This is a genomic window from Ferrovibrio sp., assembly GCF_041906005.1.
In the GTDB taxonomy this organism is placed as follows: Bacteria; Pseudomonadota; Alphaproteobacteria; order Ferrovibrionales; family Ferrovibrionaceae; genus Ferrovibrio.
Genome location: NZ_JAYRJY010000001.1, coordinates 1,009,453 through 1,023,367, shown reverse-complemented (window position 1 = coordinate 1,023,367; position 13,915 = coordinate 1,009,453). Strand labels below are relative to the sequence as shown.

The window sequence follows — 13,915 nt, the reverse complement described above, 5'->3', positions numbered from 1 at the left end:
GCGATGCAGATGCGTAACAAGAGCTGGGCGATCCTGGTGACGGCGGCGGTCGTGCTGGGTGGCGTCGGCTGGTGGCTGGCCACCTCGCGGGATCGTGCCACCGAAGCCGATTTCACGCCCAGGCCGCTGTTGCCCGGCCTGATGGCCAAGGTCAACGACGTCGCCTCGCTGGAAATCTCCACACCCAAGGCCCTGTTCCGCATCGAGCGCGGCGCCGACGCCGAGCACTGGACGATGCCAAGCCGCAACGATTATCCGGTACGGGCCGATCTGGTGCGCAAGAATGTGCTGGGCATCGCCGGGCTGGAAACCGTCGAGCCGCGCACGGACAAGCCCGAGCATTACGATCGTCTGCAGGTTTCCGATCCCGAGAAATACCAGCCGGCCGACGATGCCTCGAAATCCGATCCGGGCCCGATCCTGGTCCGCCTGGTTGATCCGGATGCCAAGTCGATCGCCGCGGTGATTGTCGGCAAGACCAAGAGCTATCCGGTTGGCGGCAAGCCGGGGCAGGTGCATGTGCGCAAACCCGAGGAGGCGCGCGCCTGGCTGGCGCAGGGCATTCTCGAACTGCCGGCCGATCCGGTGCAGTGGCTGGTGAAGGACCTGATCAAGATCGACCGGGCCCGTGTCGCTTCGGTCACCGTCACCCATCCCGATGGCAGCGTGCTGCGCATAGCCCGCGGGCCTGGCAAGACCGATGGTTCGTCCGTGGACTTCGTGCCGGCCGATCTGCCCAAGGGAATGAAGGTGGCCTCGGCCTATGACGTGAATGCCGTGGCCGGGGCGCTGGCCTATCTGGCCTTCGACGACGTCGCCAAGGACAGCGAGCATGATTTTGCCAAGGCCACGGTTACCGAAATCGTCACGCTGGATGGCGTGAAGGCGGTGGTGAAAACCATTCCGGCCGAAGACGGCAAGAAGGGCTGGATCACCATCACGGCAAGCCACGATGCCGCCCTGGCCAAGCCCGATGCCGGGAACAAGGATCTTCTGGCGCCGGAAGAGGCGGAAAAGCAGATCAATGCCGCCACGCGGCGGATGGCCGGCTGGGCCTATCTGGTTCCGGAATCGGCCGTGCGTGACCTGACGCGGAAGCTGGCTGACCTGATCGAGCCGGAAAAGAAGGACGACAAGAAGGGATAAGGCATCAGACGGGAGGTGTGGAGATGACCGACCAGACCATGCATTTCCAGGCCGAGGTGACGCGGCTGCTGCATATCGTCACCCATGCCCTGTACAGCCAGAAGGAAATTTTCCTTCGCGAGCTGATCTCCAATGCCTCGGATGCCTGCGACAAACTGCGCTTCGCCGCGCAGACGAACCCGGATCTGTGGGCAGGCGACACCGAACTGAAAGTCACCATCGCAGTCGACAAGGCGAACCGGTGCTTGAGCATTGCCGACAACGGCATCGGGATGGGTCGCGACGAGCTGATCGCCAATCTGGGCACCATCGCGCGGTCAGGCACCGGGGAATTCGTTTCATCGCTGAGCGGCGACAGCGCCAGGGACATGGCCCTGATCGGCCAGTTCGGCGTCGGTTTCTATTCCGCCTTCATGGTGGCCGGCAAGGTGGAGGTGATCTCGCGCAAGGCCGGCGAGGCCCAGGCCTGGCGCTGGGTTTCCGATGGTTCGGGGCAGTTCAGTGTGGGTGAGGCCGAGCGCGAAGGCCGTGGCACCACCATCCTGCTGCATCTGCGCGAAGGCGAGGACGAGTTCCTCGACCCCATGCGGCTGCGGCAGATCGTCAGGACTTACTCCGATCATATTGCCCTGCCGGTGGTGCTGCACGAAGACGGCAAACCTGAAACGCTGAATGCCGCCAGCGCGCTGTGGTCGCGGCCGAAATCCGAAGTCACCGAGCAGCAATACAAGGATTTCTATCACCACGTCGCCCATGCCTTCGACGAACCCTGGCTCACGCTGCATGCCCGGGCCGAGGGCAAGCTGGATTATAGCCTGCTCCTGTTTGTGCCGGGCATGCGGCCGCACGACCTGTTTGATCCGGCCCGCAAGTCGGCGCTGAAGCTCTATGTGCGGCGCGTGTTCATTACCGATCGCTGCGAGGAGCTGGTTCCGGCCTGGCTGCGATTCCTGCGTGGCGTGGTCGATTCCGCCGATCTGCCGCTCAATGTCAGCCGCGAGATGCTGCAGAATAATCCGGTGGTGGCGCGTATCCGTCAGGCGATCACGCGACGCGTACTGACAGAACTGGAGAAGAAGGCGGAGAAGGATGCGACCGCCTATGCGTCTTTCTGGGAAAATTTCGGCGCGGTGCTGAAAGAAGGCATCTATGAGGATGCCGAGCATCGCGCGCAAATCCTGAAGCTGGCGCGTTTCCGCTCGTCGGCGCGCGAAGGCTGGGTGTCGCTTGATGACTACGTCGCGGCGATGAAAGAGGGCCAGGCCGCGATCTACGTGATCAACGGCGACCAGCTCGACCAGCTCAAGCGCAGCCCCCAGCTGGAAGGGTTCCGCGCCAAGGGCGTGGAGGTGCTGCTGCTGACCGATCCGGTTGACGATTTCTGGCTTTCGGTTGTGCAGGATTATGTAGGCAAGCCGGTCAAGTCGGCGACCCGGGCCGGCGCCGACCTGGATGCCGTGCCGGATACGGTTGAATCCAAGCCGGAGGGCGGCGACAAGCTTGAAGGCGCGTCGCTCGGTACGCTGATCGCGGCGCTGAAACAGGCTCTGGGTGATGCGGTGAAGGATGTGCGGGAATCCAAGCGTCTCACCGATAGCGCGGTTTGTCTGGTGGCTGCCGATGGCGACATGGACATGCACCTGGAACGCCTGCTGCGCATGCACCAGAAACTGGACAAGAGCAGCGCGCGCATCCTTGAGATCAATCCGGGCCATGCGCTGATCAAGGCGCTGGCGGCGCGGGCGCAGCAGCCGGGCGCGATGGATGCGCTGGCTGACGCGGCCCAGTTGCTGCTCGATCAGGCGCGACTGGTGGAAGGCGAACCGCTGGCCGATCCGGCCGGCTTCGCCCAGCGGCTGGCGCGGGTCATGGAGAAGGCGCTGTAGACCTTGCCGTCTACATTCCGACGCGGCTGAGCGGAACTTCCGTCACGCCATAACCGGCCTCGGCCGGGATGCGCAGATGCGGCTCGGCGAAGCTTTCCTTGTCGAGCACCGGCATCACGTCGACGATGGGCGTCTGTGCCGCCTGGGCCAGGGCGTCATCCACACTGCGCGCGCGGGCCAGTTTCACCAGTTGCATCCGGGTGGCGAAGACGATGGTGCGGGTCTTGGCTTCCCAGGCATCCAGCGCCGCCTGTGGCGCGATCCATTCGGAATCCACCGACTCACTGCCGTCATGGGCGCCGATTTGTCCTTCCGGGGCACGGGCCAGGAAAAACCAGGTATCAAAGCGCTTGGGCATCACCTCGGGCGTGATCCAGTGCGCGAACGGCACCATGCAGTCCAGCGCGTAATCCAGCGTCTCGGCCTCGGCCATGTCGCGCAGCGACTTGTCGCCGCGGTTGAGTGGTTCACGCCAGCTTTCCAGCGCGGCCGCGCGCTCGGCGGAGAGCAGCTTGCCATCTCCCTTGGGGCGGGCCAGCAACAGGCCGGATTCCTCGAATGCCTCGCGGATCGCGCCGAAGGCGAACGGCGTCAATGCCGGATCGAAGCGGCCGGGCCGGGCATGTCGGCCCTGCAGCACCGGGTCGCTGTCGCCGCTGGCCAGCTTGCCGCCAGGGAACACCATGGCGCCGGAAGCGAAGTCGATGGCGTGATGGCGCTTGACCATGAACACCTCCAGCCCGGCAGGTCCATCGCGCAGCATCAGGATGGTGCTGGACGGCAGCAGGGCGGGTTTCGTCTCGGACATCGGTTTCCCCTTTATGGTTTTCTGGTTCTCAGGCCGGGCGGCGCAGATAGAGTCGATTGCCGCCATGGGGCATCGGGCTGAAGCCGCGTCGCTGCAACCAGGCGATGCTGTCGCGTTCCTCGATGGCGCGTTGCACCTCCACGGCCTGCAGGCCGAGCTGGCGGGCATGATGGCCGGCCACATCCAGCATCCAGCCACCCAGGCCGCGTCCGCGCGCGTCTTCCGCCACCGCCAGGCGGTGCACCAGCAGGCTTTCCTGCAGGGGCAGGAACACTGCGAAGCCGTCGATGGCGGTGCGCCATTCGGCGACGAACAACGTCTGCTCATGCTGCAGGGAACGGAAATCGAGTTTGGCCGCATCAGCCAAAGTGGCCTGCGCAATCTCTATCAGGCGTGGCAGATCGTTGCGATCGGCCAGGCGCATGCGATGTTCGATCCGCTGGATTACCGGCATCGAATCACCAACATCGAATCACAAACATCGAATCACTGGCCCGTGACGATCTGCATTGGGGGGCTCCCTTCTGGCGACTCCCTGCTTCCTATATCCAGCTTCGGGCGGGGGAGCGGGGCTGTCAACGACTGCCGCAGGGGCAGCCGGGGCGACCTCTAGGGTTTGAGGTCGACGGCACCGATGATCGGCCCGTTCGCGCCGGCATTGAGCATCTGCAGCATGACAACGGCACCCTGCCGGCTCCAGTCGGTGTCGTCCAGATCGGGTACGTCGTAACGCGCGGTCTGGCCGTTCCAGCGGCCGAATTCGTTCCAGGCGCGGGCAACATTCAGATAGCTCAGCGTGCGGCCATGATTTTCGCCGCGTTCTATCGTCACGTCATGCTGGCGGTCGTAACGACAGAGCAGCAGCTTGGCTTCACCCTGCCAGTTTGGCATGTCGGGCAGCACGATCTGCCAGCCTTTGGTCTTGCCGCGCTCCGTGCGCAGCGGCACATGCTGCTGTTTGCGGGCTTTGACCAGAGCTGTCTCGATCGCCTCGCGGTTTGAACCCACGGCCTGGAACTGCCCGTCGATCACCACCTGCGGTGTATAGACCTGGCGATTGCCAATGCCACGGGCGTAATCCTGCTGGCGGATATTATGGCCCTTGCGGCTCAGCGTATCCTTCCAGCCGAGATAGTCCCAGTAATCGACATGCAGCGAGATCGGCAGCACGCCGGGCTGCTTCATCCATTCGGTCATCAGCGCATCGGCGGGCGGGCAGGAATTGCAGCCCTGGCTGGTGAACAGTTCCAGTACCACCAATTGCGTCTGTGCAGCCATCTGTGCCGGAGCTGTCTGCCCTTGGGCCGTCTGTCCCCGGGCCGGCTGGCCGGCGGCCAGTGGCAGCAAGGCAACCAGCATGGCCGAGAGCCAGTATCGCATTCCTCTTCTCATGCCGGTCAAACTAGGCATTCGGTCGCGGTCCGACCAGTCACGTTGCGGTGAAATTTGCCAGCCGCCGGTCCAGCAGGGCGGCGGGCAGCGGCATCAATCGCGGCGCATAAGTCCACAGCAGGGCGGCCCGCACCGGACGATCCGGGAAAATCGCCTGCAATAATCCGCGATACAGCGCCATTTGATCCAGATAGGCGGGATCGACCTCTTCCGGATTGGTCGGCGGTGGCCGGTTGGTCTTGAAATCCACCACCAGCACGGCGGCATCGGTTACCAGCAGGCGATCGATCTGCCCTGTCACCAGCCGTTTGCCCAGTCGACCGACCAGCGGCGCCTCGACCTGCGCGCCGGATGCGAATACCGGGGCAAAGGTCGTATCCGTCAGAACGGCCAGCACCTCGGTCGCGATCTCGGCCTGCGCCTGCGGCGCCAGGCCGTGCATGGGATGAGCAAGGTAGCGCGCGGCCGCGGCGGCGCGCTGTGAATCCGGCAGGTCGGGCAGGGTTTGCAGCAGGCGATGGATCAGCTTGCCGCGTGCCAGTCCGGCCAGGCGATCCGGCGCGGTTGGACTCAGCGGCGGTGGCTCAGCCTTGCTCGGCCGCGACGGCGTAAGCGGCCGCGGCGGCGCGGGTTCCGGCGGTGGCAGGCGATGCAGCCAGGCGGGCGGCGCAAAACCCTGTGGCGCGCTGGCCGCTGTCGCCGGAGCCGCGCGCTGCTCGGGGTAGGTTTCGTAGCGCAGACCTTCCTCGCCCCAGGGCAGGGCGATGGCCTGCTGCGGCTGGAGCGCGGCGAAACCGCCAACAATCAGGTCATACCAGCTACCCGTCGGCGGGCCGTTCTCCGCCGTCTTGCCATTGAGATAGCCGCAGACATATAGCCGGTCGCGCGCGCGCGTCAGCGCCACATACAGCAGGCGTCGATATTCCGCCATCTGCTCGGCGCGACGGGCATTGCGCAGGGCGGCAGTCAACGCCGTGTCGCTGTCCTTGCGCATCGGCCAGTAGAGTTGCGGCACGGCCTGCGCGGCGCGCGGGCCACCCATCACCGGCCGGCGCGGCGGTTGTGGCGCTTCACCCCAGAGCAGGCCTTCGCCGTCGCGCTCCTGCGGCAGGTCGCAGCAATCGGGCAGGATCACCACCGGCGCTTCCAGGCCCTTGGCGCCATGCACGGTCAGGACGCGGACTTCATTGCGGCCCTGATCGAGGTCGCGCTTGATCTCGCCGGCATGCTGCGGGAACCAGGCCAGGAAGCCCTGCAGGCTGGGCGCGGCTTCGCGCTCATAGGACAATGTGGCGCTCAGGAATTCATCAATCGGCTCATTCGCCTGGCTTCCCAGCCGCGCGATCAGCCGCCGGCGTCCACCGCCGGCACCCAGCATCGCGCCGTAGAAGGCGAAGGGCGGCACCAGATCGGCGCGATTGAGCAGATGGTGCAGCTCGTCGCTGGCCGCCTGCCAATGCGGCTGCTCATGGGCCCGGCGCAGCAATTCGTGCCACAGGCGGGCTTCCTGCCGTTGCCAGCACAGCTTGAAAAGATCGTCTTCGCTGAAATTGAACAGCGGGCCCTTCAGCACGGTGGCCAGCGTGAGGTCGTCCTCCGGCAACAGGCAGAATGCGCCCAGCGCCAGCAGGTCGAGCACCGCCACCTGCTCGGCCAGGATCATGCGGTCGGCGCCGGCCACCGGCACATTGGCGTTTTTCAGCGCCTGCACCATCGCCTCGAAAAACACGTTGCGCCGACGCACCAGGATCATCACGTCGCCCGGCTGAATGCGGCGCCCCAGGGCGGGCAGATCTTCATGGTCGATCCAGTGGCGGATCCGGGTCGCGATGGTTTCCGCCAGCCGCACGCGCGGATCCTTCTGGCCGACATAATCCAGCGGGGCGTCCCAGGGTTCGCTCTGCGCCTTCGGATCGGGCCTGAATGGCGGCCAGATCTCGATCCGCCCGGCCTCATTCGCGCGTTTGGCCTTGTGATGCAGCGGCCGGTCTTCCACCACGCCCGGGCGCGCGGCTTCCTGCGCGAAGACGGCATCCACCAGCTGCAACACGGCGGGGGCCGAACGGAACGACATTTCCAGCGGCACCGGATGCAGCTGTTCGCCCACGGCCTCGGCGCGGCGGCGGAAATCGCTGCGCATGTCGAGGAAGGCCTGTGGTCGCGCACCCTGAAAGCTGTAGATCGACTGCTTGACGTCGCCGACGGCGAAAATCGTGCGACGCAGTCCGTCGCGCGCGCCGGTGCCGCTGAAAAATTCCTCGGCCAAAGCGGCCACCACCGACCACTGGTCAGGGCTGGTATCCTGCGCTTCATCGACCAGGATATGGTCGATGCCCTGATCCAGCTTGAACATCACCCAGGGAACCCGACTGGGTTCCACCAGGAGGTCACGGCTTTTCAGGATCAGGTCGTCGTAATCCAGCAGGCCGTAGGCGGTTTTCAGCGCGCCATACGCTTCCAGCAGCCGTTCGCCCAGCCGCAGCAGCATGGATGTGGCCTCGGCGATGGCCACGGCATTGAGCTGCTGCTGCAGGGTGATCAGGCGATCCTGTTCCTGTTTCAGGGTATCGACGCAGGCCGCGTCGAGCTTCTGCGCCGCCTTGCTGGCAAGGTTGCTGCGCGGTTCGCCTTTCTGGGTGAAGAAAGACGCCATCCATTCCGCCTCGAAGCGTTCGGCGGCGGCGCCGGCGGCCAGCCAGCCGGCCAGCGGTTCGCCCAGCTTGCGATCATTCGTGCCGCCCTGTGTCAGCGCGTCGACGGCGCGGCGCAGATCGGCCAGTGCCATGCCGGCGATATGCTCGCCGATCATGCCCTCCCGCGTGGCATCGGGCGGCAGGCCAAGCTGCGCATAGAGCGCCCCGGACGCAGCCGCGGCATCGCCATGGGCCTGCAACAGCAGGCCGAGGTCGCGCCGCTTGCCGAGCAGGGCCTTGATCAGGTTGCCAAAACGGCTGTCGTCCACCCGCTCGGCGAAAAAGCGGACCACCGGAGCGAAATCCGCATCGTTCAGGCTGTCGCCCAGAACGCGGTCGCGCGCCACAGCGAAGAGTTCCCTGGTCGCGGCTTCATCGGCGACGGCAAAGCCCGGCGGCACGCCGGCCTCGACGGGGAAGCGTTTCAGCAAGGCCTCGCAGAAGGCATGCACGGTCTGCAGCCGCAGGCCGCCGGGTGATTCCAGCGTATGGGCAAACAGCTTCCGGGCCGCGGCGATATCGGCTTCGCTCACCTGCTGGCCCAGCAATTCGAACAGGTCCGCCTTCAGGGATGCATCGTCCAGCGTGGTCCACTTGCCCAGGCGCTCGGTCAGGCGCAGGGCCATTTCGGCGGCGGCGGCCTTGGTGAAGGTGAGGCAGAGAATGCCGCTAGGCCGCGTGCCCATCAGCAGCAGGCGGGTGACGCGGTCGACCAGCACGCGGGTCTTGCCCGATCCGGCATTGGCCGCCACCCAGGCCGACAGATTGGGATCGGCGGCGACGCGCTGGTTGGTCTGGTGGGCGTGAAGCTCGCTCATGCGTCTTCTCCGCCACTCTCGGCGCGTTCGGCCACGCGGGCCAGATGATCGTAGTCGCCGGCGTAATCGATGAATTGCGGCCGCGGCCGCGACAGGTATGGCATGGCCGGGTCATCGAACCTGGCCACCCAGTTCTGCAAACGGGCCAGCGCCTCGGCGGCCAGGTCGTCTGGTCCCGGCATCGGTGTGCGGCTCGTGCCCTCGATGCGCCTGGCTTCGCCCGGCGGATCGCCGCCGCCAAGCCGGATGTAGGCCAGTTCGGCTATCTCCGACGGGGCGAGTCCCTCGAAGCCGCCATGCCGGGCGATCGCGGCTTCCAGTGCCAATTGCGGCGACAGGCCGGTCTGCACCTGCCTGGGCGAGGGTGGCCGGCCGGTCTTGTAATCCAGGATGGCAAGGCGGCCGTCGCCGGCATTGCGGTCGATGCGATCGGCCTTGGCCTTCAATGTGAAGGGGCCGCCCGGCGTCGCGATGGCATAGCCGCCCTCACGTTCCAGCAGTGCCGGGCGGAAGCCGGCCATCCGTCGTTCGCGTTCATGGATCAGGAACCAGCGCATGGCACGTTCAAATCGCGGCCACCATAGCGCGGCGATCTCGGGTTGTTTCAGCCAGTCGCCGAATTCCGTCCGGCCGAGATCAAGCAAGGTGCGCAAGGCCGTCGCATCATCAGGCAATGCTTCGGCATGACTGGCGAGAAAACGTTCCAGCACGGCATGGATCACCTCGCCGCGCAGCCGCGCATCGGGCGGCTGGTCGGGCGGATCGAGCCGGCGCAGGCCAAGCACGCGGCGGGCATAAAGGGCATAGGGGTCGCGCACCCAGGTCTCGATGGCCGTGACATACAGCTCGCGCGGTCGCGCCTCCAGCGGCGGTGTCGGGCGCGGCGGGTCGAGGCGGATCGTGGTTGCCGGGCGATCGAGCAATTCGGCCCAGGCGAGATAGTGCGGCGCCAATGTCGCCTGCCAGCGCGGATCGTCTTTCAGCAGGGCGTCCAGCCGCAGCAGCCAGCGCGCCGGCACGGTGGGTGTGCCGTCCACCTTGGCGGCGCGGGTCAGGATCACCTCGCGGCTGCAGGCAGCCTGCACGAAATCCTGTGCGGTCTGGCCCAGCCGGCGCTCCGGCGCACTGAGACCCAGATGCTGGCGCATCGGGCGGCTCAGCCAGGGATCTTCCTTGGCTTGCGGCGGCCAGGTGCCTTCGTTGAGGCCGCCGAGGATGATGCGGTCGGCATGCTGCAGCCGCGCCTCCAGCAAGCCCCAGATGAACAGGCGCGGATGCCGGCCATAACGCGGACGCACCATCTGGCCTTCCAGCAGGGCGTCCAGCAGGCGCGGCCAGCTGGCGGGCGCCAGCGCGCCGAATTGCGGCGCGGCCTTCAGTAACTCGGTAATCAGGTCGTGCAGCGCCTCGCCATCCTCATGCTGCCACAGGCTCTGCTGTTCGTCTTCCGTGGCCCGCGACAGCATTTCGGCCGCATCGATTTGTGCAGTCAGCACGTCATGCAGGTCTGCCGAATCCTGCGACATCAAATCCGCCAGCGGTGACAAGGCCGATTGCAGTCGTGCCAGCGGTGGCAGCAGATCGGCATGGTCGGCCAGCAAGATGGCGAGTGCTTCGATGCCTTGCCCGGGATGACTGCGGCGCAGGGCCCTGCGCTCGACCTGTCGCGTCCAGCGCAGCAGGTCCTGACGTGCCATGCCCAGCCGGCAGAAGGGATGCTTGAGCAGGGCCAGCAGGGCAACGGCCCTGAAATCCTGTGCCACAGCCTCGGCGATCAGGCGCAGGAACACGGCCGGTGGCGTCTGGCCCAGAGGCTGGCCGGCGGAATCATCCACCCCGATGTCGTAGCGGGCAAGCTCGGCGGCCACCCGGCGGGCCAGCATGCGGTCGGGGGTGATCAGGGCGGCCGTACGGCCAGGCTGTTCCAGGGTCTCGCGCATGGCCAGCGCAATGGTCAGCGCTTCCTCGCGTGGGCCCGGCGCTTCAATACGCTGCAGATTCTGGAAAGCGTTTGTCGCGATGCCTGCCGACAGGCCGCGCCAGCGATGGGTTTCGCCAGGTGGCAGCAGGGCGGCCGACAGCAGCGCGGCCCGCGCGATCTCGGTGGAGGTATCGCCATCCGCCGCAGGCCATGGCCTGACCTCGCCGCGCAGCACGCCCATGCCATCCAGCAGATGTGCCAGCGCATGCTGGGGATGGGTCGGTTCGTCGCGTGCGCCCTGCCAGGCCGCGTCGTCGAGGCCGGTATCCAGGCCGGGTAATACCACGGCCCCCTGCGGCAGGCGCGCCACCAGTTTCAGCAGTCGTGCCGTGGCCGGGATGGTGCCGGTGGAGCCGGCGGCGATCACCGGATCGGCGGGTGGGTTGGCCTGCCAATGTTCGATCCAGCGCTGGGTCAGACGCTGGCGGTATTCGGCCGTATCCAATCGGCCCTGTTCGGCCTTGATGGCGGGCCATGCCTGGCGGATCACCTGCAGGAAGTCGAGCGTCTGCTGCCAGTGGCCGGCGAGTTCCAGCGGCACCAGATCGGGCAGCTTGTCGAGCGTGGTTTCCTCGGTGGCCACGGTGTCGAGCAGATGGCCGAGTTCGCGCGCCAGCCGCAGGGCATTCGCAGGGTCGTTGCCGGCCAGTGGCGAAGCCAGGACCAGCCGGGCCAGCAGCAGGCTGCGGTCCAGCGCGGAAAACGGCTGGGCGTCCTCGCCACCATCGCCAATGCCGCGCAGCTCAAGCTCATCCTCGTCGATATCGCCGAGCGGCCGGATCCGGGGCAGCAGCAGCGCGGCGCCGTCGCTCAGGCGCAGGAATGCCTCGCTCAACGCACGGCAGGCGCGCCGGGTGGGCAACAGGATGGTGATGCGGGAAAGTCCGACCGGGTCTTTTCCCCAACGCTGCAACACGCCGGCGGCGAGCAGGTCGAGAAACGGCCGGCCCGGCGCGATGGTGAATACAGCGGGGTCAGTCGTCATGGCCGCCAAGCAGGGCTTCGGCTGTTGCGAGGCCGTCATGGTTGCCGACATCCAGCCACAACCCGCGATGTGGCAGGCCGTACAGGCGGCCGCTGGCGATGGCACGGTCGTAGATCAGGTTCAGTGAAAATGGTCCGGCCGGCACATCGCGGAACAGGCGCGGCTGCAAAATCTGTACGCCGGTGAAGACATAAGGTGCGGTCGGCTGGTCGCCACGGCGCGCCAGACGGCCATCGCCAGCCATCGCGAAATCGCCCGGTCCGGCGTGACCAGTGGCCTTTTCGCGCGGTTGCAGAAGCAGCAGGGCATCCATGTGTGCCGGATCGAATGCCTGTGCCAGTCGCAGCAATGCCGGCTCGGCCTCGTCGCGCCAGATCAGGTCGGCATTGACGGCGAAGAACGGCGCCCCGCCCAGCAGCGGCAGGGCCTTGGCGATACCGCCACCGGTTTCCAGCAGCAGCTCGCTTTCATCCGAGATCGTGATGGCGATGTCGCCGCGCTGGGCCAGATGATCGCGGATCTGGATGCCAAGCCAGTGGATATTGACCACGGCGTGTTTCACACCAGCCTCGACCAGGCGATCCAGGCAGCGGTCCAGCAGGCTTCGGCCCGCCACCGGGATCAGGGGTTTCGGCATGCGATCGGTCAGCGGTCGCAACCGGGTGCCGTACCCGGCGGCCAGAACCATCGCGGTTTCGGGCAGGGCGATCATGAGGCAAGGCTGAAAGCCGGTGCGCCCGGCAAAGGTGTGCAACGCAGGTCCGTCGGCACGGTTTCATCGATCCAGCGGCGCAGATCGGCCAGCGCGGGATGAGCCAGATCGCGTTCCACCAGGCGCCACATGCGCGGCATGAAAGCCTGGTAATGCGGCTTGCCGTCGCGTTTCCACAGGCGGGTGAAAATGCCGATGATGCGCAGGTTGCGCTGGGCGCCCAGGATGGCATAGGCGCGGCGGAAGCTGGCCGCATCAAAGCCGCTGCCGGCGATATAGCGCTGCAGCATGGCCTCGGCCAGCTCGGGTGCAACATCGCGGCGGGCATCTTCCAGCAGCGAAACGAGGTCATAGGCCGGATGGCCGGCCACGGCATCCTGGAAATCCAGCAGGCCGACGCGGGCCGCGCCGCTGCGCTGCGGCAACCAGATCAGGTTTTCGGCATGGAAGTCGCGCAACACCAGGATGCGTTGCGGCTGGCAGACTTCCGGGGCCAGAGCCTGCCACAGCACCTGGAATTCACGGCGCTGGGTTTCCGGCGTATCGCGCCCGGTGCGGGCCGGCAGATACCAGTCGGTGAACAGGGCTGTTTCGTCGATCAGCCTCGCTTCATCATAGGGCGCCAGATCGGCCGGCGCGGCATGACGATGCAGATCGAGCAGGAAATCCACGGCGGCTTCATAAAGCGGCAGTTCGGCGCTGCCCTGACGGATCAGGCGGGCATAGAGATCGTCGCCCAGATCTTCCAGCAGCAGGAAGCCATGGTCTGCATCCTCGGCCAGTATGCGCGGCGCGCTGTAGCCAAGCTGCAGCAGCAGGCGGGCGATCTTCAGAAAAGGGCGGACATCTTCATGCGGCGGCGGTGCATCCATCAATACCGCCGGCTGGTTGTTCAGCCGCAGGCGCTCGTATTTGCGGAAGGAGGCATCACCGGCCAGTTGCGCGCGGCTGGCTGTGCCCCAGCCGGCCTGGACAAGGAAACCATGGGACAGCGCGGCGCGATCAGACATGAGCGGAAACCGGAAGCGAGGATAGACGGGCGGCCCATTCCGCATTGCCGATCAGGTCGGCGCGGCGGGCAGTAGGCGGGGTGTCGAGTGCGGCAAGCCGCAGGGTCAGGGCGCCGGATGGCGGATGTTCACCCAGCCGGTCGGGCCATTCGATCAGTGCGATGCCATCCTGCAGGGCTTCATCAAGGCCAAGCTCGTCCAGTTCGCGCGGGTCGGCGATGCGATACAGATCGAAATGCCACACTGTGCCTTGCGGGGCATCGTAGGTCAGCACGATGTTGAAACTCGGACTGGGGACTTCCGTGCCTGCGCCGCACAGGCTGCGGATCAGGGCGCGGGCAAAGCTGGTCTTGCCGGCACCCAGCGGACCGTCGAGCAGCAAGGCATCGCCCGGCCGCAACAATGGGGCAAGGCCGGCCGCCAATGCGGCGGTGGCCGCTTCGTCGGGCAGCGTCAGACTGCGAATCACGGGCATGCCGGCACT

At 66.3% G+C, this 13,915-nt stretch carries 10 protein-coding genes; 2 read left to right on the top strand and 8 right to left on the bottom strand.

What is annotated here, in order from left to right; translation table 11 throughout:
- Window positions 1-3 precede the first annotated feature (3 nt).
- Window positions 4-1,146, top strand: a complete 1,143-nt coding sequence (locus ACE3OO_RS04980; protein WP_374300357.1) for a DUF4340 domain-containing protein — start codon at window positions 4-6, stop codon at window positions 1,144-1,146.
- 23 nt (window positions 1,147-1,169) lie between these two features.
- Entirely contained in the window at window positions 1,170-3,032 is a 1,863-nt protein-coding gene (gene htpG, locus ACE3OO_RS04975; RefSeq protein ID WP_374300355.1) for a molecular chaperone HtpG, read from the top strand.
- A gap of 10 nt (window positions 3,033-3,042) precedes the next feature.
- Here the strand turns inward: htpG and ACE3OO_RS04970 are convergent, their stop codons facing one another.
- The 8 genes from ACE3OO_RS04970 to tsaE all read right to left on the bottom strand — a co-directional run bounded on the left by ACE3OO_RS04970 (window position 3,043) and on the right by tsaE (window position 13,906).
- Complete coding sequence (locus ACE3OO_RS04970; RefSeq protein WP_374300353.1) at window positions 3,043-3,840, bottom strand: hypothetical protein; 798 nt, start codon at window positions 3,838-3,840, stop codon at window positions 3,043-3,045.
- 28 nt (window positions 3,841-3,868) lie between these two features.
- Window positions 3,869-4,294 (bottom strand): GNAT family N-acetyltransferase, encoded by a 426-nt coding sequence (locus ACE3OO_RS04965; RefSeq protein ID WP_374300351.1) that lies wholly within the window; start codon window positions 4,292-4,294, stop codon window positions 3,869-3,871.
- Between the two features lie 155 nt (window positions 4,295-4,449).
- A complete protein-coding gene (locus ACE3OO_RS04960) occupies window positions 4,450-5,220 on the bottom strand; it encodes a DUF1223 domain-containing protein (RefSeq protein ID WP_374300349.1) in 771 nt (256 codons plus the stop codon).
- 49 nt (window positions 5,221-5,269) lie between these two features.
- A complete protein-coding gene (gene addA / locus ACE3OO_RS04955) occupies window positions 5,270-8,743 on the bottom strand; it encodes a double-strand break repair helicase AddA (protein WP_374300347.1) in 3,474 nt (1,157 codons plus the stop codon).
- Window positions 8,740-11,709 (bottom strand): double-strand break repair protein AddB, encoded by a 2,970-nt coding sequence (gene addB, locus ACE3OO_RS04950; RefSeq protein ID WP_374300345.1) that lies wholly within the window; start codon window positions 11,707-11,709, stop codon window positions 8,740-8,742. The genes addA and addB overlap by 4 nt, the downstream gene beginning before the upstream one ends.
- Window positions 11,699-12,421 (bottom strand): nucleotidyltransferase family protein, encoded by a 723-nt coding sequence (locus tag ACE3OO_RS04945; protein ID WP_374300343.1) that lies wholly within the window; start codon window positions 12,419-12,421, stop codon window positions 11,699-11,701. Before ACE3OO_RS04945 ends, addB begins: the two co-directional genes overlap by 11 nt.
- On the bottom strand, window positions 12,418-13,431 hold the full coding sequence (locus tag ACE3OO_RS04940) for an aminoglycoside phosphotransferase family protein (RefSeq protein WP_374300341.1): 1,014 nt from the start codon (window positions 13,429-13,431) through the stop codon (window positions 12,418-12,420). Before ACE3OO_RS04940 ends, ACE3OO_RS04945 begins: the two co-directional genes overlap by 4 nt.
- Window positions 13,424-13,906: a tRNA (adenosine(37)-N6)-threonylcarbamoyltransferase complex ATPase subunit type 1 TsaE gene (gene tsaE, locus ACE3OO_RS04935; protein ID WP_374300339.1), complete on the bottom strand. Its 483-nt coding sequence runs from the start codon at window positions 13,904-13,906 to the stop codon at window positions 13,424-13,426. Before tsaE ends, ACE3OO_RS04940 begins: the two co-directional genes overlap by 8 nt.
- Between the last annotated feature and the right edge of the window lie 9 nt (window positions 13,907-13,915).

What these genes read in the sequence shown, in the direction of transcription:
- ACE3OO_RS04980 (WP_374300357.1), top strand. Translation starts at nt 4, where the DNA reads ATGCAGATGCGTAACAAGAGCTGGGCGATCCTGGTGACGGCGGCGGTC.
- ACE3OO_RS04965 (WP_374300351.1), bottom strand. Translation starts at nt 4,294, where the DNA reads ATGCCGGTAATCCAGCGGATCGAACATCGCATGCGCCTGGCCGATCGC.
- ACE3OO_RS04940 (WP_374300341.1), bottom strand. Translation starts at nt 13,431, where the DNA reads ATGTCTGATCGCGCCGCGCTGTCCCATGGTTTCCTTGTCCAGGCCGGC.
- htpG (WP_374300355.1), top strand. Translation starts at nt 1,170, where the DNA reads ATGACCGACCAGACCATGCATTTCCAGGCCGAGGTGACGCGGCTGCTG.
- addA (WP_374300347.1), bottom strand. Translation starts at nt 8,743, where the DNA reads ATGAGCGAGCTTCACGCCCACCAGACCAACCAGCGCGTCGCCGCCGAT.
- ACE3OO_RS04960 (WP_374300349.1), bottom strand. Translation starts at nt 5,220, where the DNA reads ATGCGATACTGGCTCTCGGCCATGCTGGTTGCCTTGCTGCCACTGGCC.
- ACE3OO_RS04970 (WP_374300353.1), bottom strand. Translation starts at nt 3,840, where the DNA reads ATGTCCGAGACGAAACCCGCCCTGCTGCCGTCCAGCACCATCCTGATG.
- ACE3OO_RS04945 (WP_374300343.1), bottom strand. Translation starts at nt 12,421, where the DNA reads ATGATCGCCCTGCCCGAAACCGCGATGGTTCTGGCCGCCGGGTACGGC.
- tsaE (WP_374300339.1), bottom strand. Translation starts at nt 13,906, where the DNA reads ATGCCCGTGATTCGCAGTCTGACGCTGCCCGACGAAGCGGCCACCGCC.
- addB (WP_374300345.1), bottom strand. Translation starts at nt 11,709, where the DNA reads ATGACGACTGACCCCGCTGTATTCACCATCGCGCCGGGCCGGCCGTTT.